This is a genomic window from Burkholderia sp. TSV86, from assembly GCF_001522865.1.
Taxonomy (GTDB): Bacteria; Pseudomonadota; Gammaproteobacteria; order Burkholderiales; family Burkholderiaceae; genus Burkholderia.
In genome coordinates this window covers 1-26,747 of sequence record NZ_LOWB01000112.1, presented here as the reverse complement: position 1 = coordinate 26,747, position 26,747 = coordinate 1, and the positions used below count along the sequence as shown (strand labels likewise).

The 26,747-nt window shown below is 60.3% G+C and carries 36 protein-coding genes; 8 read left to right on the top strand and 28 right to left on the bottom strand.

Going from position 1 to position 26,747, the window contains the following annotated elements:
- Positions 1-253 precede the first annotated feature (253 nt).
- The gene (locus WS68_RS20975) at positions 254-955 is read left to right on the top strand and encodes a SprT-like domain-containing protein (RefSeq protein WP_082710192.1); all 702 of its coding nucleotides are present in this window, start codon (positions 254-256) and stop codon (positions 953-955) included.
- An 899-nt stretch (positions 956-1,854) separates the two neighbouring features.
- Positions 1,855-2,457 (top strand): helix-turn-helix domain-containing protein, encoded by a 603-nt coding sequence (locus tag WS68_RS20970; RefSeq protein WP_059572587.1) that lies wholly within the window; start codon positions 1,855-1,857, stop codon positions 2,455-2,457.
- A gap of 32 nt (positions 2,458-2,489) precedes the next feature.
- Here the strand turns inward: WS68_RS20970 and WS68_RS20965 are convergent, their stop codons facing one another.
- The 3 genes from WS68_RS20965 to WS68_RS20955 all read right to left on the bottom strand — a co-directional run bounded on the left by WS68_RS20965 (position 2,490) and on the right by WS68_RS20955 (position 5,173).
- Positions 2,490-2,840: a hypothetical protein gene (locus WS68_RS20965; RefSeq protein WP_059572586.1), complete on the bottom strand. Its 351-nt coding sequence runs from the start codon at positions 2,838-2,840 to the stop codon at positions 2,490-2,492.
- Positions 2,837-3,538 (bottom strand): hypothetical protein, encoded by a 702-nt coding sequence (locus WS68_RS20960; protein WP_231753080.1) that lies wholly within the window; start codon positions 3,536-3,538, stop codon positions 2,837-2,839. Before WS68_RS20960 ends, WS68_RS20965 begins: the two co-directional genes overlap by 4 nt.
- 1,275 nt (positions 3,539-4,813) lie before the next feature.
- Positions 4,814-5,173 (bottom strand): hypothetical protein, encoded by a 360-nt coding sequence (locus WS68_RS20955; RefSeq protein WP_059572584.1) that lies wholly within the window; start codon positions 5,171-5,173, stop codon positions 4,814-4,816.
- Positions 5,174-5,469: 296 nt separating this feature from the next.
- On the opposite strand from WS68_RS20955, the gene WS68_RS20950 reads away from it, so the two are divergent.
- Together WS68_RS20950 and WS68_RS20945 are read left to right on the top strand one after the other, a co-directional pair.
- Complete coding sequence (locus WS68_RS20950) at positions 5,470-7,269, top strand: type IV secretory system conjugative DNA transfer family protein (RefSeq protein ID WP_156429601.1); 1,800 nt, start codon at positions 5,470-5,472, stop codon at positions 7,267-7,269.
- Between the two features lie 111 nt (positions 7,270-7,380).
- Complete coding sequence (locus WS68_RS20945; protein WP_059572583.1) at positions 7,381-7,623, top strand: hypothetical protein; 243 nt, start codon at positions 7,381-7,383, stop codon at positions 7,621-7,623.
- A 190-nt stretch (positions 7,624-7,813) separates the two neighbouring features.
- Here WS68_RS20945 and WS68_RS27910 read toward each other — a convergent pair whose 3' ends face one another.
- The 5 genes from WS68_RS27910 to WS68_RS29310 are packed head-to-tail and all read right to left on the bottom strand — an operon-like array spanning position 7,814 to position 9,985.
- Positions 7,814-8,494, bottom strand: a complete 681-nt coding sequence (locus WS68_RS27910; RefSeq protein ID WP_059572582.1) for a hypothetical protein — start codon at positions 8,492-8,494, stop codon at positions 7,814-7,816.
- Positions 8,495-8,497: 3 nt separating this feature from the next.
- Positions 8,498-8,770 carry a hypothetical protein gene (locus WS68_RS20935; RefSeq protein ID WP_059572581.1) on the bottom strand — a complete coding sequence of 91 codons (273 nt, stop codon included), beginning with the start codon at positions 8,768-8,770 and terminating at the stop codon, positions 8,498-8,500.
- A 53-nt stretch (positions 8,771-8,823) separates the two neighbouring features.
- Entirely contained in the window at positions 8,824-9,624 is an 801-nt protein-coding gene (locus WS68_RS20930; protein ID WP_059572580.1) for a DUF3560 domain-containing protein, read from the bottom strand.
- Positions 9,625-9,678: 54 nt separating this feature from the next.
- Positions 9,679-9,837: a hypothetical protein gene (locus WS68_RS27905; protein WP_156429599.1), complete on the bottom strand. Its 159-nt coding sequence runs from the start codon at positions 9,835-9,837 to the stop codon at positions 9,679-9,681.
- Between the two features lie 16 nt (positions 9,838-9,853).
- Positions 9,854-9,985, bottom strand: coding sequence for a hypothetical protein (locus WS68_RS29310; protein ID WP_269434557.1), 132 nt, complete (start codon positions 9,983-9,985; stop codon positions 9,854-9,856).
- Between the two features lie 640 nt (positions 9,986-10,625).
- Between WS68_RS29310 and WS68_RS20925 the strand changes: the two genes are divergently transcribed.
- Entirely contained in the window at positions 10,626-11,057 is a 432-nt protein-coding gene (locus tag WS68_RS20925; protein ID WP_156429598.1) for a hypothetical protein, read from the top strand.
- 273 nt (positions 11,058-11,330) lie between these two features.
- On the opposite strand, the gene WS68_RS20920 is transcribed toward WS68_RS20925, so the two are convergent.
- From WS68_RS20920 to WS68_RS20845, 17 genes are all read right to left on the bottom strand, one after another.
- A complete protein-coding gene (locus WS68_RS20920) occupies positions 11,331-11,954 on the bottom strand; it encodes a recombinase family protein (protein WP_059572578.1) in 624 nt (207 codons plus the stop codon).
- Between the two features lie 10 nt (positions 11,955-11,964).
- Positions 11,965-12,285, bottom strand: coding sequence for a hypothetical protein (locus WS68_RS20915; protein ID WP_059572577.1), 321 nt, complete (start codon positions 12,283-12,285; stop codon positions 11,965-11,967).
- A gap of 268 nt (positions 12,286-12,553) precedes the next feature.
- Positions 12,554-12,871: an H-NS histone family protein gene (locus WS68_RS20910; protein WP_059572576.1), complete on the bottom strand. Its 318-nt coding sequence runs from the start codon at positions 12,869-12,871 to the stop codon at positions 12,554-12,556.
- Between the two features lie 92 nt (positions 12,872-12,963).
- A complete protein-coding gene (locus tag WS68_RS20905) occupies positions 12,964-13,233 on the bottom strand; it encodes a DUF2274 domain-containing protein (RefSeq protein ID WP_059572575.1) in 270 nt (89 codons plus the stop codon).
- A gap of 51 nt (positions 13,234-13,284) precedes the next feature.
- Positions 13,285-14,334 (bottom strand): ATPase, T2SS/T4P/T4SS family, encoded by a 1,050-nt coding sequence (locus WS68_RS20900; RefSeq protein WP_059572574.1) that lies wholly within the window; start codon positions 14,332-14,334, stop codon positions 13,285-13,287.
- A complete protein-coding gene (gene virB10 / locus WS68_RS20895; RefSeq protein ID WP_059572573.1) occupies positions 14,331-15,506 on the bottom strand; it encodes a type IV secretion system protein VirB10 in 1,176 nt (391 codons plus the stop codon). Before virB10 ends, WS68_RS20900 begins: the two co-directional genes overlap by 4 nt.
- Positions 15,503-16,393, bottom strand: a complete 891-nt coding sequence (locus WS68_RS20890; RefSeq protein WP_059572572.1) for a TrbG/VirB9 family P-type conjugative transfer protein — start codon at positions 16,391-16,393, stop codon at positions 15,503-15,505. Before WS68_RS20890 ends, virB10 begins: the two co-directional genes overlap by 4 nt.
- A gap of 2 nt (positions 16,394-16,395) precedes the next feature.
- On the bottom strand, positions 16,396-17,118 hold the full coding sequence (locus WS68_RS20885) for a virB8 family protein (RefSeq protein WP_059572571.1): 723 nt from the start codon (positions 17,116-17,118) through the stop codon (positions 16,396-16,398).
- Positions 17,115-17,306: a hypothetical protein gene (locus tag WS68_RS20880; RefSeq protein WP_059572570.1), complete on the bottom strand. Its 192-nt coding sequence runs from the start codon at positions 17,304-17,306 to the stop codon at positions 17,115-17,117. Before WS68_RS20880 ends, WS68_RS20885 begins: the two co-directional genes overlap by 4 nt.
- A gap of 20 nt (positions 17,307-17,326) precedes the next feature.
- Complete coding sequence (locus tag WS68_RS20875) at positions 17,327-18,370, bottom strand: type IV secretion system protein (protein WP_059572569.1); 1,044 nt, start codon at positions 18,368-18,370, stop codon at positions 17,327-17,329.
- Between the two features lie 17 nt (positions 18,371-18,387).
- Entirely contained in the window at positions 18,388-18,630 is a 243-nt protein-coding gene (locus tag WS68_RS29645) for an EexN family lipoprotein (protein ID WP_442857181.1), read from the bottom strand.
- Positions 18,631-18,644: 14 nt separating this feature from the next.
- Complete coding sequence (locus WS68_RS20870) at positions 18,645-19,355, bottom strand: type IV secretion system protein (RefSeq protein ID WP_059572568.1); 711 nt, start codon at positions 19,353-19,355, stop codon at positions 18,645-18,647.
- A 13-nt stretch (positions 19,356-19,368) separates the two neighbouring features.
- The gene (locus WS68_RS20865; RefSeq protein ID WP_059572567.1) at positions 19,369-22,053 is read right to left on the bottom strand and encodes a conjugal transfer protein TraB; all 2,685 of its coding nucleotides are present in this window, start codon (positions 22,051-22,053) and stop codon (positions 19,369-19,371) included.
- Positions 22,054-22,055: 2 nt separating this feature from the next.
- A complete protein-coding gene (locus tag WS68_RS20860; protein ID WP_231753079.1) occupies positions 22,056-22,319 on the bottom strand; it encodes a VirB3 family type IV secretion system protein in 264 nt (87 codons plus the stop codon).
- Positions 22,320-22,387: 68 nt separating this feature from the next.
- Positions 22,388-22,669, bottom strand: a complete 282-nt coding sequence (locus WS68_RS20855; protein ID WP_059572565.1) for a TrbC/VirB2 family protein — start codon at positions 22,667-22,669, stop codon at positions 22,388-22,390.
- 7 nt (positions 22,670-22,676) lie between these two features.
- Positions 22,677-22,982, bottom strand: coding sequence for a KorA family transcriptional regulator (gene korA, locus WS68_RS20850; RefSeq protein ID WP_059572564.1), 306 nt, complete (start codon positions 22,980-22,982; stop codon positions 22,677-22,679).
- Entirely contained in the window at positions 22,979-23,680 is a 702-nt protein-coding gene (locus WS68_RS20845) for a lytic transglycosylase domain-containing protein (RefSeq protein WP_197419650.1), read from the bottom strand. The genes korA and WS68_RS20845 overlap by 4 nt, the downstream gene beginning before the upstream one ends.
- 177 nt (positions 23,681-23,857) lie before the next feature.
- Between WS68_RS20845 and WS68_RS29060 the strand changes: the two genes are divergently transcribed.
- The 3 genes from WS68_RS29060 to WS68_RS20830 are packed head-to-tail and all read left to right on the top strand — an operon-like array spanning position 23,858 to position 24,869.
- On the top strand, positions 23,858-24,178 hold the full coding sequence (locus WS68_RS29060; protein WP_231753078.1) for an H-NS histone family protein: 321 nt from the start codon (positions 23,858-23,860) through the stop codon (positions 24,176-24,178).
- Positions 24,179-24,181: 3 nt separating this feature from the next.
- The gene (locus tag WS68_RS28500) at positions 24,182-24,556 is read left to right on the top strand and encodes a hypothetical protein (protein ID WP_059572562.1); all 375 of its coding nucleotides are present in this window, start codon (positions 24,182-24,184) and stop codon (positions 24,554-24,556) included.
- Positions 24,557-24,560: 4 nt separating this feature from the next.
- Entirely contained in the window at positions 24,561-24,869 is a 309-nt protein-coding gene (locus WS68_RS20830) for a TrbM/KikA/MpfK family conjugal transfer protein (RefSeq protein WP_197419649.1), read from the top strand.
- A gap of 132 nt (positions 24,870-25,001) precedes the next feature.
- On the opposite strand, the gene WS68_RS20825 is transcribed toward WS68_RS20830, so the two are convergent.
- From WS68_RS20825 to WS68_RS20815, 3 genes are all read right to left on the bottom strand, one after another.
- Positions 25,002-25,454, bottom strand: a complete 453-nt coding sequence (locus tag WS68_RS20825) for a hypothetical protein (protein ID WP_059572560.1) — start codon at positions 25,452-25,454, stop codon at positions 25,002-25,004.
- 148 nt (positions 25,455-25,602) lie between these two features.
- Positions 25,603-26,244: a hypothetical protein gene (locus WS68_RS20820; RefSeq protein ID WP_059572559.1), complete on the bottom strand. Its 642-nt coding sequence runs from the start codon at positions 26,242-26,244 to the stop codon at positions 25,603-25,605.
- On the bottom strand, positions 26,241-26,534 hold the full coding sequence (locus WS68_RS20815; RefSeq protein ID WP_059572558.1) for a hypothetical protein: 294 nt from the start codon (positions 26,532-26,534) through the stop codon (positions 26,241-26,243). Before WS68_RS20815 ends, WS68_RS20820 begins: the two co-directional genes overlap by 4 nt.
- Positions 26,535-26,747: the final 213 nt, after the last annotated feature.

Genomic DNA, 26,747 nt, shown 5'->3' with positions numbered 1-26,747 from the left:
ATACCTCGATACCTCGATACCTCGATACCTCGATACCTCGATACCTCGATACCTCGATACCTCGATACCTCGATACCAAAATATTCTAATCCCAAAATATCGATATCTAATTGTCTCTTTCTATCGTTGCATTGGTTGCAATTCAACGGTGCTATTGTCGGCGGCCCCCAAGCCGTCGATTTTTTTGCGGTTTGTGTTGGATTGTACAATCCAATCGCGTATAATGGATTGTACAATCCAACGCGAGTGCCCTATGCGCCCGACTGACGACACCTACGCTGAGCTGCAAACCGCGTTCGACCACTTCAACGCCGAACTTTTCGACGACAGCCTGCCGCCTTGCTTGCTGACACTGCAACGCGAAAAAAAGACTTACGGCTACTTCTCGGCCGAGCGATTCGTCCACCGGGGCGACGGCAGCCGGACTGACGAGATTGCGTTGAACCCGGCTTACTTCGGCATCGTTCCGCTGCTCGAAGTTATGCAGACCATCGCGCACGAAATGGCCCACCTTTGGCAGCACCACTTCGGCAAGCCTGGCCGCCGTCGCTATCACAACGTCGAGTGGGCCGATAAAATGGAATCCATCGGCCTGATGCCGTCGTCCACCGGCAAGCCCGGCGGTAAGCGAACTGGCGAGCACATGGCCGACTACCCGATCGAGGGCGGGCGCTTCCTCGCCGCATGCGACAAGCTGCTGACCAAGGATTTCCGTATTTCGTGGGCTGACCGCTTCCCCGCGCGCCACGTAGCCGCACAGGCGCTCGAGGCTGCGACGGAAGACGGGGCTATAGACATGGATGGCATCAGCCTGGCGCCGGCCACCGGCTCGCAGAACAAGCCAACCAGGACGAAATACACCTGCCCGGCCTGTGAAACGAACGTGTGGGGCAAACCGGAGCTGAAACTCGTCTGTGGCGAGTGTGGCAACGCCTACGAGGTCAACGAGGATTAGCCGCAGTGGTCCGCTGCCGTATCCAGGCGGCTATCGCCGCAAAATGACGAGCCGGCCCCGCTCACGCGGTTCCGGCCGTGGTCTGCAAGAGGTAGCGGGACACCCGCGCCCGCCCGTGGATGGCTGCGCTGTCCACACCACAAGGGCGTGGACAGTCCCGGCCGCCGGCCGGGATACCGCACCCACCCACCGGCTCCCCGCGATCGAGCCCTTCGGGCCTGACGCGCCGCTGCGCGGCTTGCCTCAATGAGATAAAAAACCCTCAACCAAGCGCTACGGCCGACCCACCCGAAAATCGGCGCTCTGAGCCGCCGAAACCGTGAGGGTAGGCTTACCCCTTAACCAATGCGCCGGAACGGCACCACGGGCCGGATTTCGAGCCACAGCCATATCAGACCCCATCGCCCCCCTTCTGTAGACCATAACGGCGGTTGTGTTCCTTGAGCCGGTTAGCCAATGGCCCTCACAGGGGCCGGGTTGAGCGATCAGGGCGGCCGCAGGACGACCTGATCGCGATTTATCCCGGTCTTAGCCGGTGGCGGGGCTTGCCCCGTCAGCGGCTTAGACCAAGGCTCCGTGGGCCTAGGTGGACGGGTGGGGTATTGGGGTCGTCAAGGCGCAGAGCGCCGTGATTCCTCCGTTTTCGGGCCGCTTGCGGTCCGAAAATGGGGGGTGGATATAGCATCCCGCCGTTCGCGCCGCGAAATCGCGTATAGCAGAGACAAGAGCGCAAATGCGCCAAATCACCCGCTGCGCCTTGCTGGGCGGGCGCTCGCGCGAACAGCAAAGAGATCACCCTGTGTGATCCCTATTGGGCTCATCCAAGGTGATCCCTAAGCTCGTTGATGATCCCTCTTGGCTCAAGTACAATGAGCCCACTGGTATCAACGGAGAACCAAATGGTCAAAAGCGTGATCCCGCAAGGTGTCGCAAATGATCCCAATAGGGATCAAATTGCGCAAGAAAACGAACGCCTCCGTACCGAGCTGGCGAAGCTCAAGCGCGGCGCGGTCAATCAGGGTTTCGTGCAGGTCAGCCGGAAATACCTTGATGAGCTGGACGAGCTGGCCTTTCACTCGCCGGCCGCGCGGAAGTTGCTGACGAGCCTCGTCAAGGCGATGAACAAGCAGAACGCCGTCATGGTGTCTCAGGAATCGCTCGTCAAGCTTACGGGCCTGAGCAAGCCCACGGTCAAGCGCGCTGTCGCGCTGCTGCGCGAACAGAACTGGATCGAGGTCGTCAAGGTCGGCACGGCGAACGTGTATCGGGTCAACTCGGGCGTGTTCTGGACCGCGCGCGCCGATGGTCGGTGGGCGTCGTTCAGTGCGGAGGTCGTCGCGAACTTCGATGAACAGGATGACGTGACCAAGGCGACGCCGACGCCCAAGCTGCGGCATATCCCCTACGTCCAGCCCGACGAGGACGTTATCGTGGCCGGTGCCGAACTCGGATCGGATGATCCGCCTGAACAGGCGCAACTTGATTTCCACCGCGGCGGCTAACCGGCCGCAGGCCGCGCGGGTCGGCGCGCAGATCACGGTGTGGTCGTCGTGCCGGCCTCCATCGCCGCGAGCTGCTGCTTGCGCACGTCGATGATTCGACGCTTCACCTTTTCCATGATCGCCGGATCGGCGTCGCAAACGTCGATCATCGCGCTAATCAGCTCGGGCAAGTCCAGCTGCGGCCGAAGCATCGGATAGTTCCTCAGATGCTTCTTCGCGCGGCGAAAGCTATCCTCGAACACGAGGATAGCTTTCATCCCGGGTGTCGGCTCCTTCTTCTTCGGCACGACCTTGCGCACGCCGAACGCCTCGGTCGATTCCTCTCCGCGCCATTCGTCGGCCGTGAACGTCACGACATTCGCTTGATCTTCGGTATCGCTCATTTGTCACCTCGGTTGTGGCGCGACGCCTGCGCGGCGAGCCAGTCGTACAACGTGAAATTTTCGTCGGCCATCCGGCGCACGTAGGGCAGGGCGCCAGGTAGCGTCAACGCCTCCGGCTTCCGGCCGGATCGCACCCACTCGCCAGTCAGGAACGCGACCAGCTTCCCGACCTGCACGCGGGTGGTGTGAAACCCCGGCGTCTGGTACAGCGAGCGCACCAGCACCGGCACCAGCTCGTCGGCGCGCTTCGATCGCGCGGTTGAGCGGATCTGATACCGCCACGCTCGTTCCGTCTCGTCAGTCATCCGCCACGTCAGGCGAACGCCGCCGCCGGCGGCCTTCGCATGCGGTAGCTTCAGCAGCTCATAACCGGTGACGTGTACACGCTCTCCCTGTGATAGCGCGTCACCGAGCTTTTCGAGCTTGTGCGCATCGTTCTCGCCATCCGTAACCATCAAGAACCAGTGCAGCGCCCCGCCGTGGTCGAGGTCCGCGAGAATCAGCCGCGCATTCGCCTTGCCAAGGGTCTTGCGGTAGGCCCGCTGATTCTCGCTCGCAAATACGTCGTAGCGCTCGCCGAACTTCACGCACAACGCCTCGGCGCGATCAGCCTTGATCGTGCCGGATGTGTGATGCCGGTATCCATGCCGAACGAGGTCTAGCAGGCGCTGCATCAACAGCGTCTTGTATCGAATCACGATCGGTTCGGTAGCTTTCATAAATTAGGGGCACAACACGGCATGCCAAGAACGAATTCAGTGCTAATGCGAAGCCTTGCGCAGCAAGGCTTTCCAGTTATCCGGGATGCTCCGCATTCCCGGCTAATTATAAGAGATTCCGCGCGAAGCGCGGGCGGCGATGAAATCGGCGCTACAATGCGCGTGCTGACCGCCACAAGCGGCCCTAGCACGCAAGCATCATCTGCGTCGCCGGGGCCGCCACAAGCGGCCAGCGACGCAGCAAGAGGGCAACCAACCCTTGCAGTACCAACCGGTTGCCCTCCGTGGTGTTAGTCGCTCACAGCGATTGCACGGTACAGGGGCAGCTCCCATTGACAGCAGTACGTCCGGGGGCTGACCACCCCCTGGATTCCATCACACCACCGTTGAGCTGTATGGCTCGAGGCACGGCTACCAACCGTGCTTAGACCGCTGAAGTCGTATGCGCGTAATGGCGCTGGTACGACTACGACGAGCGCTGGACGGTGTAACTCCGTCCTTCGACTCAATCCCCACGAAGCATGGGGCGAGGTTGGGCGACACGGAAACGGGCATAGCGAGGAAATGCGCTATTGCCCTGTGTAACGTGAAAACGGGAGACGGCTTCAGCCGTCGTTAGCACCGTCTAGGGGCTGCGGGAAACCGTAGAACCTATGCCACACACGTAGGCTGCTGAGGCGTTCCGAAAGGGCGCAGGCGTGCAAGGGGAAACCTGGCGCACGCGGCACCTACCGGCGCAAGCTGGTGGGGTCGCTGTATAGCTTAAGCGTGTAAATGCGGCCGTAGAGGTCGCTATGTGGTGGGGCATCAAGCCTGTCTGAAGACGAAGCCGTTGACGGCACAACAGGTAAGCGAGCCGCTTTGGAATCTCGGGCCGCTGAAAACCTAATGGGTGAGAGGGAACACCTCACTGTTGTTGCTTGAGGCGCAGGCGTGATGCTCTGGCGCGCAGTTTGGCGTCAGTAACGTTGCACTAACGTGGGAATCCCTAAGGCCGATACCGGGCTGGTAACCCGGTGGCTATGGGAGGGAGATTGGATTAGTAGGGCCTCACGGCGCAAGCCGTGTAGCTGTTTGTCGCGATTCGTCTGAAGCGCAAACAGCAGGCGCAAGCCTGTCCGAAAGTCCGAAGCGGTTGCAAAACGGTGTGTTTGCGGGGTGGTTCCCGCAGTGGAGTGTTGGAACGGGCGCGGCTGGTAACCGCGCCCGTCTTCGGATGGGTAATCCGGGGGTGTCCAACGTGCAATCAGCCTTTCAATAGGAGAGCGTGACATGGAAGTAGGCAAGGCAGTTACCGGCCATCAAGGCCGGATTCACCTCGGCAGCAATCAGGCCGTTGGTCAAGTCGGCCCGCAGTTTGGGGCTGGTGTCATCAACAAACCGCGCGCTTCGGCGCGTGTACGTCAACCCGGCAGCGGTCAGGCCGGCAGTCAGGGCGGCCCGCCGTTTGGGGCCGATGGCAGCACAAAGTCGCGCGCTTCGGCGCGTGCACGTCAACCCGGTAGCGGTCAGGCCGGCAGTCAGGGCGGCCCGCCGTTTGGGGCCGATGGCAGCACAAAGTCGCGCGCTTCGGCGCGTGTACGTCAACCCGGCAGCGGCCAGGCCGGCGGGCAAGACGGCCCTTTTGCGGCCGGTGGCAAACAGGGAAACGGCGTTACCGCGTCGTCTTCGCTGTGGCAACCCGGGGTTTGACTCCGGTACGTCAACCGACAAACAGGCCACAAGCCTGCGTCAGTAGCGTCAAGGTTGAAGGTGTGGGAAGCCTTCGATTGTTGTACGGCCGCAGACCGTATCTGCTCGGCAGGGTGGTGCGCCTTTTTAGGCAATCCGTCCGTGCTACGGCACACGCCGGCCCATAACCCGAGAGACGAAAGTCTCTCGGGTTCCCCCCTAATTCTTGGGAGAACGCCGTGTCGTTTCCTAACGCGATGAACATGCAGTCGGCACAGTCGGCCATTTTTTCGATGGCCGGGCATGCATTGCAGGCAGCGAGTCCGTGGTACTGGATCGTTCTTGCAATCCCATTTTTCATGGTATCCATGCTCCATCCGGTGCCGTGGCGATTGCCTCCGAATGACGTTAAGTTTCGCGATTTGCTTGCGGTTGTCGGTCGGCGTGCTTCCGTTATTTCGCTTTATGTGCTGTTGCTTTTCGTTCCAGCAGTCGTTTTTCTCATCTATGTTGCGTCGTCTGGAATGTCATTTCCGACAGCGGCAGCGCGGTTCGCGACAATCGCGCGTGGCCAGCTCGGCAGATATTGGCCGCTCGTTCTTGCTGCGATCGTGTATGGCGTCGTTCTGCGATTCGTATGGGATAGATACGTCATGCCAAAGCTGTCGCGTGTCTGGCGCGACGCGCGCGTAAGTCAGGAAATTGACAAGCAGGTCGACGCGCGAGACGAGATTGAAAACCTTAAATCCAAGAGCTTCGAACCAGAAGATTACTTTGTAGACGGACAGATTTTCTACGGTTTAGACGAGCACGATCAGCCGATTTATTTCGGCCTTCAAGAGTTCCGGGAGACTCATCACTTGGTGCTCGGCCCGACCGCCTACGGTAAGGGCATCATCCTGCAAAGCGTGTTCAAGCAAGTTATCCGCTACGGCTTCGGCGTGTTCTACGTCGATCCGAAAGGCGATGACTGGCTGCCTTACATGATGCAAGACGAAGCAAAGCGAGCGGGTAGACGCTTCGTCTACCTGGACCTGCGGCCGGAAGGAAAAGGCGTTTGGCACCCGTTCGTCGGTGGCAGCGATCGCGAGCGCCGCACGCGTATCACGCGCGCTTTCAACCTCGATAAATCCGGCACCGACTCGGACGTATACAAGGCCAAAGAGCGGGCGTTGCTCGATGACGCGCTGGAAAATACCGATGGCTCGATCAAGGCAATGCTCGCGTATGTAAAGGACCAGCACGATAGCGAGCTGTCGATGTTGCGTGACTCGTTGCGCGAATGGTCGCGCATCAGTACGTTTGCACAACCGGGTAAGCGCAAGGGGCATTCGATCGAGCGGTGCCTGATGGAAAACGCCATCGTTTACGTGCGTGGCGACCTGCGCGATCCGGTTGTGAAAGATGCAATGAAAGCTTACATCGCCGAGCTGACGGGCGAAATTGCCCGACTGGCGAAGGTACGGCCGGCGCACGTCGTGTTCAGTGTGGACGAGCTGAGAGCCACGGCTTGCCCGGAACTTAATGAGGCCATCGCGACGATTCGGCAGTCTCGCTGCAATATGCTTCTGCTCGGTCAGTCGATGGCCAACGTTGAAACGCCGGACGACAAGCGGATCGACGGGAAGGCGATGGCCCGCGAGCTGGAGGTCAACACGCCGATCAAATTTGTCTATCGTGCAGCGGATGAGCGCACGGCCGAATGGACTCAATACATGTCCGCGGAGCAACAGCTTTCTGTCCTCGGCGGCGAAGTAACGAAGGTCAATACGCACGGCGGCGAAGTGTGGGAAGGGCAACGCAGGATCGTCAATAAGGAAGCGCCCATCATTTCAAAAACGACCGCCCTGAACCTTCCTCGCCGTGTCGCGATCGGTTTCATGCCAGGGCGACTTGCAACGAAGGTCTTCACCAGTCCAACGAAGATCGACAACAGCTATGCGTCGTGGCTGGACAAGCCGACCGACGCCACGCCGGCGGCCCAGCCGGCCGGCACGAGCGAGTCGGCCCCGGCCGACTCCGAGACGCCGGCCCCCTGACACACTGGTGCTAGAATAAGAACGCATCTTTCGATGCCGGTAGGACCCCTGCGCTGCGGGGGTTCTCCCCGGCTCAGGCGTTCACCGTCCCTTAGATTGGAGTACGCCTAGATGAGGATGCAAAAGCTGTACGAGGCCCTGAAATCGTTCGCTGAACGTATACGGGCCGCACTCGATGGCAAAAAAGTCTGGAAGGAAGAGCTGCGTAAGGTTGGGCTGGTGTTGATCGGCCTTGGTCTGACGGGTCCGTTGATTAACGGCAAGGCAGGAATGTGGCCTTTGCTGGTCGTGGGAATCGTGCTGGAAATCCTGGGACTGGTGGAGGACTCTGACGAGGAGGACGATAATGTTTGAAGGGACGGGCACCTACCTGATCTTGTGTGGAATTCTGGTTATTGGCCTGGGCTTCGGCTTCTGGTTCACGGAAATTCTGCCAGGCGATCGTCGCCATTCGGGTAAGCGGAAAAACCACTCCCACTAGGGAGACTGGCCGCAAACGGAAACAGGGATCGAAAGATCCCTGTTTTTTTGCGGCCGCGCCGGCTCAGAAGCCGAAAGCGAGCTGGCCGCCGGGTTCTTCGAACTCGAGTGCTGCCGGCGTCGCCGGCGCCGGTGCGAGCCACGGCCAGCGCCGGTTGCTACCGACGCGCGCGCGGGCCTCGGGATCAATCATGCGCCGGCCCTCGGCCAAGCAGGCCGAAAACACGGCGATCGCGACCTGCTCGACCGTCCGGCCGCCCTTGAACGTCTCGAAATGCGACTTGTAGCCGGTTTCGCTAATGAACGGCTTGTCGGCGTCCACGACGTGGAAGGCGAAGCCGACCCGATACCGGCCGAACCCGTCGCCGATCTCGACGACAGCGCGCACGCCTGACACCGTAATCAGGAACTCGCCACGCTGGCCCCACATCGGCACGGTTCCCGGCGCAGCGCTGCAATGCCGCTCGACCAGGTGGCCGGCCGCGTCCGGGTTGGCGACGTCGCGCGCCCCGAGAAACGTCCCGCCGTTCAGTTTCCACACGACGGCCTCGTACCGATCAGCCGCGGCCCCGGCCGCTTTCGCGTTTGCCTCGAGCACGGCCGCGTGCATGGCGCTGATAGCGCCAAGCGCCGCGGCCAACAGGCCGGCGCGATCGGCCGGCAGCGTCGCGGCCAGCTCGGCGGCCTGCGTGTCCCGGTCGGCTATCGCATCCACGGGCGCGGCCGGCTTGCGTGTCTTCGCCATATGTCAGCCCTCCACCTTCACACAGCCCAGCTCGCGCGGGCCGGCGAGCCGCGCGCGGTATCGCGCGCCGGCGGGCTTCTTCAGCATTTCGCGTTTGACGCACTCGATAGCGCGCTCGGCGGTGCGCGTGTGCACGTAAAACGTGCGGTTGTAGGTCGGCCGCTTGATCGGGCCGGCCGTCACATCGACAGCCCATTTTTTGAACTCCTTGTCGGCCCAATACGCGATCGCGTCGGCCTCGTCCTGAGAGAAGATGAAACGCTGTTGCTGGCTCACGTCGGCTCCTGTCTGGTTGATGGAGCGGCCCGCCGTAGCGGGCCGACACTGGATCACTCGCCGGACAGCAGCGCGTCGAGCTGCGGCCGGAGCCACTTCGCCGTCGTGATGGCGTTCGGCGTCAGCTTGCGCACGTAAGCCGACTTGCCGGCCGGCGAGCGCGTCGGGCTCCACACGAAGCCGTTACGCTTCATCAGGTCGCGCACGGCTTTCTCGGGCTTCGTGTCGAACAGGAACACGGCGCGGTTGTCTTCCACGTCCTCGCGGTACGTGTAGCCCTCGCCGGCTTCCTCGCGGTCGGTGCGCTCGGCGAGCTTTTCAAGCGCGGCGATCCGATCGCGCACGCGGCGAATGTTCGCGCTGCTGTTGGTCAGCTCGTACGATGCGAACCCGACGCGGCCCGCGTAGTCGGGCTTGAACAGCTTTTCGATTGCGTCGACCGTGTAGCCCATGCGCTCGAGGCCCGCGCGGTTCTCGCGGCGAACAAGCGCATTCGTGCGCTTCATCCGGTCGTGCCGTTCCTCCATGTCGGCGAGCTTCGCGCGGAGCTTGTCGATTGCCTCCGGGTCGTCGCTCGAAATGCCGCCCTTGCCGACGGCTGCTGCGCGGCGGTCCAGCTCGGCCGCTTGATCGTGCAGCGCGAACGCCTTCCCGAACGTGGCGTGTACACGCGCCCGATAGCGCCGGTCGCGGCCCTCGGAGTGGTGGCCGGCGAGGACGGGCTGACCGAACGGAATAGCCGACGCCATCGTTTTAGCGCGGGTGTAGTGCATGCTCGATGCCGATCGGGCGCGCTCGGCGCTGGCCTCGAGGCGGGCACGGCGGGCTTGCTGCTTCGCTTCGTACTTGTTCACGATCCATCTCCTATCAGGTGCGGCGGGCGTCGCCGGCCCGCCTCGGGTTACGGCTTACTCGCCGATCTTTCGCAGTTGCTCGAAATAGAGACGCGATGCCCTCGCCAGCTCCATCAATTGGGCGTGGGCGCTTCCGTTGCCGCGTTGACGCCTCGCGAGCGCGAGGCTCGCGGCGTGGTTCGTGCGGTGGTAGGTGCTGAGCTTGGTTGCCATGTCGGGCGCTCCCCAATCAGCACCAAGGGATGTGGCGGTAATCGACGGTGCGGCGGTACACGTTGCGATCGTCCCAAGGCGTGTACGTGTATTCCATGTAGGCATTCGTCAGGACTACTATCCAGTGATTCAACCGAAGTGAGCGCATTTCGACCTCCATCGAAAAGGGGTTCGCTTTTACTGCTGACCGGCTCCCAAGATTCCCGTCCCCTATGTGACGGGTTCAGCGAGGCTGTGAGTGGTGATTGCCTTGCCGCCGTTTTCCCTGAGTTCGCCGTCCCGCGACGGGTTTAGCCGGCCCGCTACGGCGGTCAAGGGTGAAACCGGAGGCCGCAGCCCGCGCAGCGCAGCGAGCAGGAACGGGCGAGGGTTTCAGCGCGCTTCGCGCGCGGCCCTTGACCGCCGTAGCGGGTTGGCTATGGTCGCGGGACTGGACGGCGAACTCAGGGAAAACGGCCACAGGCGCATACCGGAGCCGAGTTGAACGCCGCGCGGCGAGCGCCTATGTGCGGCCGAATGGCCGCACCTGGCTAGGGGGTTGCGTTAGGGATTGACGCCCGAAGGGTCGAGACGCGCGGGCGCGGCTCGATCCCGCCCACGGTCGCAAGCGCCAGCGCCGCGAGCGTGGATGCGGGACCAAGCCCGACCCGGCGCACGCCGGGGAACGCCCTGCAGGCGGTTTTACTGCGGCTAGATTTGGCCTAGAATCGACACGTCGATTTGACGTTCTGCCACTCGCGGAACGTCGATCGACGCTCCCGAGTGGCTTTCTTTTTTTGGAGGCCACTATGCTGTTCAACACGAAGTCGAACGTTTCGGGACACCTGTTCAGAGTGCATAAAGACGTTCTGTTTGACGGGCGTTTTCCCCTCTGGATCGGCTGCGTGAACATTGACGGCAACGACATGATCGCAGCGTCGGCCTCGATGCGATTTAAGGGTGACCGTCCCAACGGTTTCCTTCTCGCATTGGGTACGACCGATCCGCTCCAAGGTGGGTTGGGTTACTACGCGGAAGTTGTTCCAACGAGCGAGTTTCCGGGATCTGGAATGCGTGGATACCTGAAACACTACGATCGCGAGCTGGACGGTCTTTTCGAGGTCGACTGTGTTTATGCAACGAACGCTGACGGTACCAGCCGATTGGATGTAGCGATCAAGGCCGTTGGTAAGGAGCTTGCTCGCGAATGCAAGCAAGCGCGCTCGATGTTTTCGATGTGAACGCACGGGAAGGCTTTTTAGCCGCTGCGAAAGGGGAAAGGCTTCGGCCTTTCCCCTTTTCTTATCCGACCACCTTGCCCGCGATCAGCAACGAGGTCATGACCGCCACTCCGGCCGCCGTCCAAGCGGAGCAAGCAAGCGCACGATCCGGGTTATCGCCCAATACGCACTTGCAAAAAGCGTATGCAAAGGGGAGCACCGTGCCCCCGACTACCAAACCGACAAACATGGCGACCCTCCATTACTTGCGGTAGTTACCAACTACTTCTGGATTCAGGAAACGCTCTGTACAGCAGGCCCTTTCATGTACTTGTAGATAGTTGTGCGGCTCACGCCGTACCGAATCGCAACGTCCTTGATGGTCGTGTGCGGGTCGGCCAGCAAAACGTTGATCTCGCGGATTTCCTTCGCGCCGATCTTCGGGGGCCGGCCTCCGGTGCGCCCGCGCGCACGGGCCGATTTGAGGCCCGCCAGGGTGCGCTCGCGCGTCAGGTTGCGGTCGTACTCGGCCAGCACGGCAAACATATTCGTGATGAGCTTGCCCGATGCCGTCGATGTGTCGATCTTCTCAGTGAGACTTTCGAGCGCGATTCCGCGCTGGTTCAGATCCGTGACGATCTGAACCAGGTGCGCGAGCGAGCGGCCCAAGCGGTCGAGCCGCCACACAACGAGCGTGTCGCCCTTGCGCAGGGCCTTCAATGCATTGTCCAGCTCGGGCCGTTCGGCGCGCGAGCGACCGCCGCTGATTTTTTCCTCGTAGACCGTCGCGCACGCTGCCGCGCGCAGCGCGTCGCGTTGCAGGTCGAGATTCTGTTCCTGCGTGCTAACGCGGGCGTAGCCGATCCTCATGCCGCCCGTGATGATGTCGAGTGTGCGCGTGTCGGCGTCGTCTCTCATCGCGTGCGCCTCATTCCGCTGCGTCGCCGCGCGAGCTGACCCACCATTCGCCCTGAGATTCCGCCTCATCGTGCGCAAGCTGCGTGAGATACGCGCGGTAGGCATCGACCACGCGCCCGGTGTCGCCTGCCGCGCGCATCCACTGGCGCCGGCCGGCTTCCTCCATCGCGTTCCACCACTCGATGCCCTGGTCGGGGGCCGTCTCCGGATCAGGTACGAGCGGATAGACGCCACCGCCTGCTTCCTCGTCGTCAACATAGAGCTTCAAATTCCAGCCGCCCCCAAGCGAGGGGTCGCGCGGCTTCAGTTCGTAGCGATAGGTGTAGTTCATGTTGCCTCTCGGGTCGATGGTGAGTGGATAGTGAACACCAGTTTCTGAACACAAATAAGTGTATGAGTTTATGAACACGCAAACAAGCGTTTTTGGATGATTTTCAGCAAGGTTACGGAATGTCCAGAAAACGGTCGTTTTTAGAACACGAAAAAGGGATGGCCGGTACGGCGTGCGATAAAAAGACGGCCGCATTGCGCGGCCGTAAAAACTCCACCATCCGAGGGCTAATGAGGCGGTGGAGCCTGAGAGGTGGTAAGGCGAACGATCAGGGTTCCGGGTCGGGTGGCGGCGCATCTTCGATCAGAAACGCCGTCCGGTCTTTGCCCGCGATCCACGCGGGCACATGGCCCCTGCCACTCCACGTTTTGCCGGTGGCCGGATCACGATACTTAGGCACGACAGGTTTGGTGTGATACGTGCCGCGCCTGTAGCGGCGCAGCTCGTTCGCGGTAATGTCCCAATGGGTCATCAGCTCGCGAATGTCTTGCAGGACGTTTTTCCGTTCGTCCTGCCATGCCCGCTCGATCCGCTTATCTAACGATTGCAGCTCGGCGTCGAGCTGCCGATACGTCTCTCCTTTCACTTGCAGGTTTCCTCCGTACTGGTCCGTTGAAACGAACTGGTCTCGTCGCGGGCCCCGGAGTGTTGGTAGGCATGTAATTGGCGCGGCGAGCATCAGGTGCCGGCATTGGTTTTGTCGGCAGTGACCTTCCACGCCTGGAATGCCTTGTCGCGCTTCATGTGCTGCGTGAGAACGTGTTCGATGATGAAGTCGAGCGACACATCGGCACCGTTCATTTCCTGATAGGCCCGCTGGTACGCGAGCAAGTCGGCGTGCACCTCCTGCGACAGAGTGACGGGGAGCTTCGTCTTTTCCGGCTCACGCTTGACGATCGGCAGCATGAGGCGGGGCGTTGAGTTCTTCGATGCGGGATTGCGAGCCATAGGTATGTCCATGATGATGAATGTTGAATCGCGCTGGTCAGCCGCGGCCGATCAGCGGCGCGCGGCGCTCTGCTTCTTGAAAAGCGGGTCGTACAGCAGCTCAACGACGTCCCAATTCTCCATATAAAGAATCACGTCGATGGTGGCGTGGATCGTGCGAAGTACCGCGTCGTAGTCGAGCATGCGGCCGATCTCGGATGACTTGACCAGGTCAGCGATGCGGGTGGGCGTCTCGCCGGCGCTGTTCGAGTGCGTCGAGAACATGTTGCCCCGGTGGCCGGTGTTCGCGCCGGTGAGGTAGTCCCATGCGGCGTCGTCGCGCAGCTCGGTCAGAAAGATGCGATCGGGCGACATACGCATTGCGGTTTTCAGGCAGGCGCGGGGGGACAGCCGGCCCTCCTGCTCGCCGTACATCAGATAGCCGACCTCATCAAGCGCCTCGGTGCCGACCTCGTGCGTGTCCTGGAGAATGATCACGCGTTCGTGTCGAGGCACGTATTTCATCAGCGACCGGGTGAACGTCGTCTTGCCCGACCCGGTGGAACCGGCCACGGCGATGTTGAGCTTCTCTTCAACGGCACGTTTGAGGAAGTCAACGGGGTCGGCGTCGCCGTGAAGGATCTGGTCGCGCAAGGCGATCATCTCCGTTTCGAAGTCCGTCAGCTTGATCGCATCATCGTAGGTACGGATCTTCAACCGGCGGAAACGGCCTTCGTCGCGCAGTTGTTCTAGACTTTTGTCGGTCGTGAGGTGCTTCCGGATCGCCATCAGGACGGTTCCCTCGAGGACGGCCGGCGGCCAGGCGATGACGACGCGCGAGCCATCCGGCAGCATCAGGTCGTTCACCGGCTGCGGGGGCAAGCCGTTCGCGTTCAGCAGCGTGCCTGTCAAACGTTCCAGATACGACTTGTTGAGCCACGGCAAATCGTGAAAAACACGGCCGCGCGTGGTAACGGAAACGAGCTGACCGAACTTGTTCACTCGAAGTTCGAACGTGTCTGGATCGTTCAGATATGGCGCGAGCGGAGCCAACGTATTGAGCAACGCGCGGTTGTTGAAGTGCTTCGCGTTGATCGTACCCACTGCGTCGAGCGTGCTCATTGTTGCGGTTCCTCCATCGACAGGCCGTATACGTCGTTGAAATCCACGTCGCGGCGAACGTAGATATTGACCATATCGCCTTGCTGGTCATACAGCGTCGGCGGAATATCGATGGTCGCGCGCAGTGCCTCTGATGCGAGCTGGTTTGACGTGCTGGTCGTGTTGTCGAGGTTCAGGTACGTGTTGCCGCTGCCGTTGTTGTTCCCCCGATTCGCCGCGTACTGGAAGCCGGCCTTGGTGGCGTCGGAGAACAGCGAAATCATCATGGCAGAACCAAAGCGAGCCCAGAAATGCGTGTTCACCTGACCGGGAATGCCCGAGCTGCCGAGCGAGTTCGTGCCGGGGCTGTCGAGGTTGGCAATCACGTTGTCGGGGTTACGCATCCGCGTCCACAGCACAAAGACCCGGTTCTGGCCTTGTTTGATGCCGTTGGCGATTTCTCCGTCGACGTGCGCGCCCTTGTCGATCAGCTTGACCTTGCCATCGGCGGAATACACGTCGCGGCTGACCATGCACGACACCATGCCGGGCTGCGTGGTATCCAGTTCGGTCTTGGTGCCGCACGGGATCATGACGCCGCTCGGAATCGTGAACGATGGGTGTTCAAGCATCGATGCCTTCACCGGCTGTGGCCGCGATGCGGTCGTCTGCCGATCGAAAGCATCGCTGCTCTGGCTGACCCGCATGAGCCCGCCAGGTGCGCCAGGTCCGCCACTCTTGGCCGGCGTGTCGCCGGCGGAAGCGTCGGCGTCAGCGGCTTGCGTTCTCGCCGATCCGCCCTGCTGCGCCCCTAACCGACGAAGATTGGCCAGCTCGTAAGGCGATTGCTGATTCTGCCCGTTGCCCTCGTTCGATTGCTGGGTGGACTGCGTGGCCCCGGCGTCGCTTGCGGCACTCGCCGGCTCGGCCGGCTCGGCGGCATTGCTCGGCGTGGTGCTGAACTTACGATCAGCAGTCAAGCCGGTGAACGTGCTGGGGTCTTTAGTCGCGGCGACGGGCTCCGCCTGGGCGGGATGCAGGGCGTTGTAGACAAGCCATCCGATCAAGGCAAGACCCATCACGAGGACGAGAAGAATGAACGCCGTCAAACCGGGAATGGATTTGCGCGGCCCCTTGGCGAGCGTAGCGCGGCCGTCAGGAACCGTGTCGGACGTATTGGTGCGATCGGTCATTGGTTATCTCCATTGGGCGACTTGAGCACGCGGCGGACGTAGGGCGATACCGTGCCGCTAGGATTCGCCCCCATCGCGGGGTTGTAGTTGGCATTGAGCACGCCGATTACCTTGTCGCCTGCGCGTATCCGCCATTGCCGCGCAACGTTTTGCGCGACGACGATGTTGTGATTCGGGCCTTCGATATGAACGTTCGGGACCTCTTCCTTGCCAGCTGCGTTGATGTAGGTAATGGTCGGAAGCTGGCTGTTTGGTTCGAACTTGAAAGACGTAAAGCGATAGTTGTCCCATACGTTGACCGGCCGAATATCGTCCGTACCGGGCTCGTCAGAGCGGGAATAGCTCATGTTCACCAAGCCTTGATCGGATGCGGTTCCCAACGCGTCCCTCACGCGCTGCGCGTTGGTTTTCGCGATCGACGCGGCGCGATCGTCGTCCGGGTAGATGTAATTCAGGGCAAGCGTCGCGGACTTCATTGCCCACGGCGTCTTGATGAACGTGCCGGCCGAATTGCCAAGGTCGGAACCTCCCGAACGCGAGCCGATGAAGTGCAGCAGGATTTGATAGACATGACGATCGGTGATCAGCGTCAGGTTGGTGTCGCTGTTCGCGTTCATCGGCCAAATGATGATGTGGTTGTCCTTCTGGGAAAGTCGCCAACCGGAGGTGTCACCGAACGCGTGCGTCACGTAGCGCTCACCAGGCGCTACGGTGATCGTCAGCGACAGGCCGATCACGCAGTTCACGACGACGGTATCGGCCGGGTTGTAGACAACCGACTTGATCCGATGATCGTAGGGCGAATCGCTCTTTCGACCGGCAGCGACGGCGGGCTGGATGTTGGCAAGCATCAGCGCCGCGATGAAGGGCAGCAGGACGGGGCGCATGGTCATCCCTCCGTGGCTTCGGTGTTCGGCCGGAACGACAGCACCTTGAAGCCGAGCGGGTTGATGTAGCGCTCTTTCGCGGTCATCACACCGGCTTGGTACTTGTACGCAACGGTCGCGATCCAGTGAACGGTCGGTTCGGGTGCGGGCCGGTTCTTGTACTTCTTCGTGGTCGTGTAGCGGACAGTCGCGATTTGGTGGTCGCGATCGAGAATGACCGACACGATTTTCACGGTGGTCATTTCGGAATCGCCGAGCACCTTATCGGGCGCTCGGTCGCTGTCCCATTTGTTCACGTACGAATCGTGAAGCTCGCCTACGGTGGCGAGCTTCACGAAGTCGTAGTCGGCCTGGGAAGAAAAGAACTCGTACCCTTCGTGATGGAGAACGAATTGCCCGATCCAGTAGCTATCGACCAGCTCACCGTAGCTTGTCGCTTTACCGGGCACGATCGACACCTGTTCGACCGAGCCTGTCCCCGGATTGGCGACAAGCAGGTGTTCCGGGATCGGCTGGGCGTACCGCCAGATCACGAAGCCAGTGAGGGCCAATGACGCAAATGCAATGCCGATAGAACACCCGGCAACGGTCCATGCCCGCTTGCGCGATTTGAGAATTTCATCGGTCAGGTCCAGCTCAAGCCCCTGCCGTTCTTTCTTGTACTGCTCAAGCGCGTCGGCAGTGATCGGCGTTGCGCCCTTGTTGTTGAGTGCGAGTTTCATCATTGCGCCTTACCTCCTGCCTTTTTCCACGTGGCCGATTGCGGCGTGACACGGCCTTGCAGTTCCTCGGGAATGGTCTTGTTGGCCGGCACGAGATGGCTCATGTCCGGATTCGGCGGTGGCGTGAAGCCGCCACAGCCGGAAAGCGACGCGACCGTCAGCGCCGCTGCTGTAATGAGACGAAGAATCATGGATACGCTCCGGAGAGTGATTAAGGACCGGTTCGCGAGCCTTGGGAGCCACGCGCAAGGCTGTAGCCACCGCTGCCCGATTGCGAGCTGCTGCCACTCCCGGACGAGCCGCTGCCACCGTTACCGCTGCCGCCCTGCCCCCCGCCGGCACCGCTGCCGTCGCCGGCACCGCGATTGCCCCCGCCACTGCCGCCGTTGCCAGGCGGCTGACTCGGCCGTGGCCGCAGCTCGCGCAGCTTCGTGCTGACGCCGCCGGTCCAACGGGCTGCAAGGCCAGGCAAGACCTTCAATAGCCCGACCCCTACGACGGTGATTAGGCCAGCGGTCAGGATCGGACCGATTATGGGAGCCTTCGGATCAGTAGCGGATGCAATCGCCTTGTCGTATAGCTTCATGACAACGCCAAACGTCATCGCTGTAATGGCAATTAAAACGATGTAATTTAGCAAGTCGCCCAGCCAGTTACTAAAAAATGACTGCAATGGCGGAATAAGCAACATCAGGATAAATATAGGCCCGAAACTTACAGTCAACATTAGAAGAAATTTAGCCAAGGCAATCGCAGCAATCCCAACCCCGCATATCACAATCGTCGCCGCAACAAGAACGATAGCCAAAAGTAGAGCAGATAGACCATCACCTGACATTACGCCAGCGGCTTGAAATATCCCCTTCAGTATCGTAATACTATGATCTACCGCACTGTCAATCATTGCGCCAATTGCGCTATCGCCCGTTGCACCGGAACCATTCAGCAACAGCTTTGATGCCAGCTCATCCGGGAGGTGAAGAAGCGTTGCTGCCAATCTCGTTTGATAAAAACCTCCTGCCCCGGCAATCGCGACGATGGCGTAGGACTTAAAGAATCGCTCGAAAAGGTTCGACAAGGGGTCACCATCTGGCCGAAGCAATGCGGCGAGCCCGTCCACCATGAACACGATGGTCAGGCCGATCCCCGCCAGCGGAGCCGCCCATCCGATTAAGTTGCTCACGTTTGTGACGACAATATTTTTTGTTACGTCATCCAGGTACGTGAATATCTGAGTCGCCGCATTAAATGCCATAATTACCCCAAATACCTTTAGTACTGGTTACGCAATGCTTCTTTGGCATTATCCTTACTGCCAAATCGCATGATTAGCCCACTTGCGCGACTAGCATTTACGCAATCCGATCCTGGTCGCATTGCCTCAGCCGAATCGTTGTTACACTCCTTAACCCTCGCATCACGCTCGGTGTCATGATCGATATACCAGTCCACCGGATGATTCTCCTTCCCGCAAGCACTCAGAAGCAGAACCACCACAAAAATAACCCTCTTCATCATCAATCTCCTTTTTATTCGCCAAGCAAATTTGGGGAACTATTCGGTTCGTTGTCTTCACCGTACAAATAGCGCTTTCGGGCAAGATTTTGTTGCTGCTCCAACAGTTGCTGCTGTGAACGCTGGCCCATCGCCATCAAGGCAAGCTTGGCCTGTTCACCGTGGATCGCGCCTTGCGCGGTCTGAATGCGCGCCTGTAGGTCGAGGATCTGTTTCTGTGTGGTCGCGCTGCCGATCTGGTTCGTCAGCGCCTGCATGTCGTTCAGCTCGCGCATCTGGTTGTTGTATGCCTGTTCCGTCATGGCGCGGTCGTATGCGCCCTTCTCCCGGAGCTTCTGGCTGATGAACTGCACGGCCTGGAGGCGGCTCATGCCGCGAATCTGGCCGTCGAACTGCGACAGGATCGAAGAGGCCGTGCCAGTGATGCTCGAGCTGCTGTTCATCGCATCCGAATACACCTGCGACCAGTTCTGAGGCAGGTTGTTACGCAGCTGCGCGAGGCTGGTCGGCAGCATGTTTTTGTACTCGCCGATCGTGCCCGAGATGGCGTCGTATTGACGTTTGGCCTCGGCGAGCTGATCCCGCATGCTCTGGATTTGTTTCAGGAAGTTGGCGGCATCCTGTGCCAGCGATGTCGGGTTGCTAACGATGACCTGCGCCTGGGCGCTGCCGGCGCACGCGGCGACGAGTGCGCAAACGATTGCTGTTTTTCTCAGGGTTTTCACGGCGGTTCTCCTATCAACGGTTGCTTTTGGTTTTACCGACTACGGCCGCGTAGTACTTCGGCAGCCAAACATCCGGATCGTCTGTACCTAGGGAACGAATCAGCGCCTCAAGGCGATCCGCGTTATCCGGCGTCCCGGACAGAATGCTGAGTTCTTGTTCCATGCCAATCAGGTTCATGACGGCAAGCCCGGAGCCGCCCCCCTGACGGATCAGGAATTGGCGGCTGTTCTCGGGGATTGACAACACTGAGTCGATGTCGGCCGGCGGCAGCTTCAAGCCGTTCTCGCCGTAGTCCTGGCGGTCCGCATCCCGGTTTTCAAGCAGTGCCTGTGTGACCATCGCCTGAGCAACGGTCTTGCCGATCGAGCTGGAAATCGTGTCGTTTGGCTCCTGCGTGGAGAACACGTAAACAACGTCCTTCTTCCGGTCGTTTTTGATGCCGCGTTTGATTTCGCGAACCATGATCGGATCGTCCAGGTACTGCGCGAACTCATCGAAAACCTGGATGAAATGCCGGGTGCCGTCCATTGTTTCGCGGGTCCGGAAATTCAGGTACATCAACATCGGCGTGCGCGTCACCGGGGGAATTTCGTCCTTGCCGACGAGGAATTCCGTCAGGTCGTGCGCGTTGATGCTGTGCGTGCGGAAGTCGAGCAAATCGGCTTCGTTGTCGAAGAGCCAGCCGTGATCATTACCCGCCGTCCACGGCTTGAGCATCGCGGCAACCGTCAGGCGTGCCTGGTTGCTACGATACGGTGCCGCGCAGTGCTCCATCACTGACGTAATGGAACGATGCTCAAACGGGATGAGCGACTTGCGCTCTTCCAGCTCGGCCGCGCTCAGGTCGGCGTCGATCGGCGGCCCCATCACGGCGTCCACGGCGAGCGACAAGGTGTCTGCCTCCGGTTGCTCGAGCGGTTCGCCGTTGAGCGTGATTTCGCAGAGCAACCGCAGCAGCCGCTTGACGAACGCAATGTGCGTGCGTGTGGGCGAAAGCTGCAAGGGCTGCCAGCCAGTCGGCACGCCTTCCTTCAAGACCGTGTAATGACCGCGCAACGCCTTCACGAGCGGATACATGCCGCGATCGCGATCGTAGATCGCCATACGCGGGTTGATCGACGTTTCTGTCGAGAGGGCCAACAGCAGGTTCAACCCCGTCGTCTTCCCCGATCCGACCCGGCCGAAGATGCCGGTCAGGTTGGCTGGCCGCTTGCCGAACGAGTCTTCGGATTTCGGCGTGGAATGGAAGTTGAAGAAGATCGGCGTACCGCCCACGCCGCGAAACAGGGCGATCGCGCGGCCCCACGGATTGCCGGTCGCCTTGCCTGTGATGAAGTTGTGGAACGGCGAGAAGCACAGGAAATTCCAGCTGTTGATCGCCATCGGACGCGGGATGAATGCCGAGTTGCCGGGCAACCGGCAGAAATATGCGGCCTCCGACGCCATGCCGACAGCGCCGGCCGATACCGCGCAATCATCGAGCAACACCCTCGCCTGGCGGGCCAATTGCTGCGCCCCCTCCGACGTGTCCGACACGACGTGCATCACGGCGTAGTGAAAGCCCATCACGAACCGACCGGATACGAGGTCGTCGCGTGCGTCGGACAGCGCGGTCGTCTGAGACTGGCTTGGGTCGCCGGTTTCAATGAGCGACAACTGCTGGTTGCGCAGGAAGATGCGGCCGGCAGCTTTCGACATGCAGCAGAACATCTGCGAAAACACGAATTCGAAAGGGGCCTCCATCAGCTTGTTGAATTGCCCCGGCTCGGTTTCCTCTTCGAAATCGTGAACCTCGATCCCTGCGATGAAGATGTTGCGGTCGGCCGCACGAATCTCCATCACGTCGCCGAACAGCGAACTCCGCGGCCGATTGAACATGAGGTAGTCGCGGATTCGACTGCGGCCGACCGGAACCGCTCGCCACTCGCCATTAGCGAGAAAGCTGAGCCATTCGAGCGCACGCGAAAACACGTGCTTGTGCGCGGCCGGCACTTCGGCCGCGCCGGCGCGAACGCTTGGTTCGTCCGGCTCGCCGGCGAGCAAATCGCCCTCCGGATCGTCGTCCCATTCTTCCTCATCGTCGTCCAGCTCGGCATCGGCCTTCGCGTCTTCGATGACGTTTCCGTTCTTGTCCCGGAAATACAGGCCCAACGGCTCGATGCCGTAGGCCCGCATTTGGCCCATGAGGCGCGACGAAATGTCCTCGAGCGTCTCGATTGCGAGCTGTTGCCGATCCGCCAGCTGCTCCTTCGTCGGCCGGTCGAAGCGGGAAAGGACTTTCTGGGTAAGATCGCCGACCGGGTTGTATACGACCGTCAGATACCAGTCGTTCGTCATCAACGGCGTCTTGTCGAACATCGCGTAATACTTTCTCGCTAGTTCGCGCGCGAACGTCGTATCGAAGTGGCCGGCCGTGTAGTTCTCGATCTCGTGGTGGTGAAGATGCGTCCAGAACTTCACGTGCTCGTTGCCGATCTGCTTGACCGTGTGGTTCAGGTCCAGCGTCCAGTTCCGCAACGTCTGGTCGTGGGCGCTCTGGTGCGTGCGGCCGGATACACGAAAGACAATCAGGTATTCGCCGTTGATCGTACTAATGATGGTGTCGGTCAAGTGCTGCGAATACGGCAAATACTTCACGAAGGAAGGTTCCTTCGTGAAGGTCTTGGTTTTGGCTATATCTCGAATTTCAACGGCCATGCTTACCTCTCGTCCTGGACGTTTCGAAGCACTGGATCGGTGTATTCGACGGGCGCGTAGGTCGATCCGCCAAGCGCGTTCGTGAACCTGGAATCGAAGCTGTTTTTCACCTTCGTAATGAGCCACAGCCACAGGATGCGAAACATGCGATCGTCGTACTTCGTGACGGCCCACGTGATGACCCAAAGGAGCGCGAATACACCTATCGCGTAGAACTTGATCACCATGAAAAGGCACGCCGAGCCCATCAAAATCACGATGAACATGTTTCGCGGGATCAGCAGAAACGTCGGAACCCGCGTCGCGCCTTTGAACAGGGGAAATTTCGCGGCCATCACGTACCGAGCCCGAAGAAGCCCGCGATCGTTGACGCAGCGCCGATGATGATCAGCCCGATAACCGGATTGACGAGCTGATGCAGTTTGATGAAGTGCGCCAGCACGCCGACGCCAAGGCCCATGATGATGATGATGCAGCCCATCGGTATCCACAGCAGCAGCCATGTATGCAGCGAATTCAGCGAGCTGGAGCCGGTATCGACCGCAAATGCCTGGGTCGCGACAAGCAACGTGACGAGGCCAACAGCGAGTTGAGCGGGTTGAAGATGTTTTTTCATATTCCAGTTACTCCAAGGTAAGGTTTTCGGATTCCCATTCGAAATCCGACAGGGACAGCAGGCACTCTTTGACACCGACCTTCGTTTCGATCCAATCGACCAATCCACTCAGGCCGGACCACGTTCTCGGCTCAAGCGTTCTCTTGGCCCGCATTGAGCATGTGTAGGCTTCGCCGCTTGTGCTCCGTATGTCGATGAACGGAATCCACTCGCGCCCGTCGATGCGATGAATCACAACCCGCTCGACCTGCCATTCGCGCAGGAGACTTTCGAGCTGGCTTTGCACCGCCAGATAGACTTGCTTCTTGTTCATTGGCCTCCCTTGGTTGATGCCCGGCGTATGTACGCCCCGATTTCGGGATGGGCGAATGCCCCTTCCTCGACCTGTCCCGTCACGCCCGGTTCGCCCGACTGGACGAACTGATCGGCCGTCGGCCGGGTCTGGTTCTGTGTCGCCGGCGCCGGAGCGGCCGGAACCGGCGTAGCGGTGGCTGCGCTCGAGCTGCTACCCGCCGCGTTCGGATCGATCGGCCCGTCGAGTAGGGCCGGAATTTTGAGCCGCACCTGGGCGACAACGCGCTTAACGTAGCCGTTGCTAAAGCCCCGGCTTTGCGAGCCGGTGTTGTAGCAGGACAGCGCGCGCTGCAAGGCCCCCTGCCCTTCTCCAACGGCTTGCACGGCGCGCGCATAGCAATCGCCAAGGATCTGTGCCGATGCCCTCAGGTTCGTACACGGGTCCAACAGTTGTGCACCCGTCAGCCCAAGACTGCGAAAATTGGCGGAATTGATCTGCGCGTAGCCAACGTCATAATTCCATCCGCGTTGGTCGAGCCAGTCGATTGCGGCGCGGGCCTCTTGCTCGTTCCTGGGCGCGCGCGGCAGACTACGGCCGCCGTTGACGTTGATGGCGTACGGGTTGTTCCGCGACTCGGCGCTGACGAGATACGCGACAGTCAGAGGATGAACGTCGGGCGCACATGTCCGGGCCAGCTCGACAATTTGCGGAGACAAGGTGGGCTGCGCTCGGCCCGCAAGGGGAAGCGTCAGGACTGACACGAGAGTGAATGCGGCGAAAGTATTCACACAACCCATTTTTAAAAAATGATGTGGTGTATTATGAGGTCGTGACTAGTGGCAGGCAAGGACAAAAATGCAACCCGGCGTCTTGTTAACCGACAGGATGGAACCGTGATCGAGTTCGTACCGTTCCCGTCGCAGACCGCACCAGGTGGCGAACCGCGCTACCGTGACCCGGCAAATCCGTTCAACACCTGGTCTGGTTGGGGCCAGCGCCCCGCGTGGATCGTGGCGTACCTTGAGCAAGGACGGCAGCTCGAGGAGTTCCACATTTCGACCGCAACCCCTATCACGCGGCCGAGCTATCGCGATCCGGAGAATCCGGGCAATACATGGTCGGGCTTTGGTCGACGGCCGGGCTGGCTGATGAAGTACCTGAAGGCAGGACGGAGACTCGAAGAATTCGAGGCGACGGACGAAAAGAAGGAGTAAGGCATGGGACAGGTCATTCCAATCGAAGCGGGTAAGCGCACCCGACACGATCGCCGCGCGCGACGACTCGCAGCGCTGCGCGAACGCGTCGGGCCGGCTCTCGCCGGCGCGGTTCGTCTTGTTGGTCGCCTGTTGCTGGATACCGCGTGGTTTGTGCTTGCGGGCGGTCTTCGTTTTTTTGGCCGCTATATCCGAATCGGTTTAACGTTCGCGGTCCTGGTCGCAGTCGTCGTGCTCGGTTACGAGTTCGTGCATCACTGGCGGCACCCCCGGAATGCGATCGCCGCGGCCGTGGCGACGATCGTGCTGTTGTGCCTGCGTGAAGCGTTCTATCGACTCGAACGCCGAGCGCTGCGGTATGCCCCCCTCTGGAGATAACACCATGAAAAAGAAAGCTCTCTCGCCTGTTCTCGCGCTGATGCTCTGCGCCTCGATTCCGGCTGCTGCCTTGGCCTCACCATGCGACACCCTCGTATGCATGATGGGTAAGGCGACAGGCCAATCTGGCGGCGACGGCTGCAATCAGGCAATCAAGGATTTCTTTTCCATCAAGCGGTATCACCACGGGCACTTAGACCTTGGCCCGACTAGCGATGCGCGCCGACAGTTTCTTGACCAGTGCCCTGATGCGCAGCAGGCAAACGCAAGCAACGTTGATCAGATTATCGGCCTATTTGGCACCGTTGAATAACTGATTTGCCAGTAAACAACATTGGAATTTTGGCTGCCCTGCAATAATTGACAGTTGACGGCGCACAAAAAAGGGAGAGAAGTTTCCTTCTCTCCCTTTTTCTTTGCTGCGTCGGCTAAAAAGCCTGCTCCCTTAGAACCCCACTTCCTCGTCGCTGACGTTCTCGTTCGAACGCTTTGGCAGCACGTCGAGCGCGATACGAACAGAGTTGTCCGCATTGCGCACGCGTCGGCCGTAGACGATCAAACGCGGTGCAGCTTCCCAATCCTCGTCCGTATACTCGTTCTTGACGCCGGGGTTCATTGCGAGGACAACCACATAACCGGTGTAGTCCGGTGACTTGGCCGTCTTCTTCTGCTCGTTGCGAAAGAGTCGCCCCGAGTAGTGCACTTGCCCCTTCGCCCCGATCGACAGGTCGAGATACCGCCTTTCCGATCCGTTCTTCGCTTCCTTGAGGAAGGCCGACAACGGAACCGACACCCCTTCGAGCTTGATCGACCCGGTAAACATCGGGCCATTGTCGCGGGCGTGATCCTCGTCCACGGGAAACAGAGCTGCGGTGGTGCGGGTCGTTTCGTTCAACATGATGAACCTCCTTCAAGGTCTGAAAAAGGCCATCCGGGAGCGTCGAGAGACGCCCCACGGATAGCGTGGATAGTCTCTCGACACGGAAAAGGTAGGACAAAACCGCGAAATTCTCAAGCCCAATTCTGCGTTTACGGGCGCAGTGCACTCACTCCGTTACGGCCTCTGCGGGCACATCGGCCCGGTCGGCGTGCGCATCAAACGCAGTCGTCAGCAAGTCGAACGCATGGCGAGCAGCGTTCCGGACGGCCGTAGAGGGGCTATCGAGCGATGCGCCCAGCAACTCGGCTGCCGAGTTCACGAACCATATCGGCATCAGCAACACCCGCCCCGGAAACGCCGTGTTCAACGCGTCGATGTAGCGCTGCGCAGCTTGTTGGGCGTGCTTGTTGGTTGACCAGGCGGAGGGCAACGCGAGCGCGTTAGGCATTGCTTGCATGTCCAGCGCGACGGCCTCAAGGTCTTCCTCGGACGCGCGGAACGGCAAGACCGTTAGGTGCGCCTGTTCGGCCATCGCCTGGTCGAATGCTGGCCGGTTGCCGCCGCCGTCCACGATCAGCCAACCATTTTTCGTGTGTTGGCTGCTGATCAGGATTTGTTCCAGCACATCGGAATTTCTTCCGTCCAGCACCCCATAGGGCCGGCCCACGTCCTTCACGCGACGATGCGGATCGGTCAGCACATATGCGGCCGGCTGCCGCCTGAGAATCGCGCCAAGCGCCAACAAATGGGCCGTGGTGGTCTTCGTCGTGCCGCCCTTCTGCCCGCCGATATAAATGACATTGCTCATGAAAGCTCCTTTTCTAGAATCTCAATGATGATGTCCTGCGCGGTGACAACACGCCCCACTTCCAGGCTGCGCTTGGCCGCCGCGGCAACGCAACGCGCATGCAGATCGCGGGGGGGGCGCAAGCTCATCGGAACGCGATCGACAGCCACCTTGGGGGCCGCCGGCGGTTGCTGCACAAGCGGCGCAGCGTGCGCGGCTTTCAGGCTGGCCGTCGCTTTCGGATCGAGCGGAGCGGGAGCGGTAGCCATCAGGCTAGCCGCCAAGTCGGGTACGTTTTTCGTCGGCTTCATTTGTAATCCCTAAGTTGCCAAGGCCATGCCTTGATATTTCGATACTGCGATGCTGCGGCATCGCGCCACCGGAATATCTTAATACCACACACCCCAAGTGCGTTGATATTTCGACACCTAACAATCATAAAACCCTGATACCTCGATACCTCGATACCTCGATACCTCGATACCTCGATACCTCGATACCTCGATACCTCGATACCTCGATAC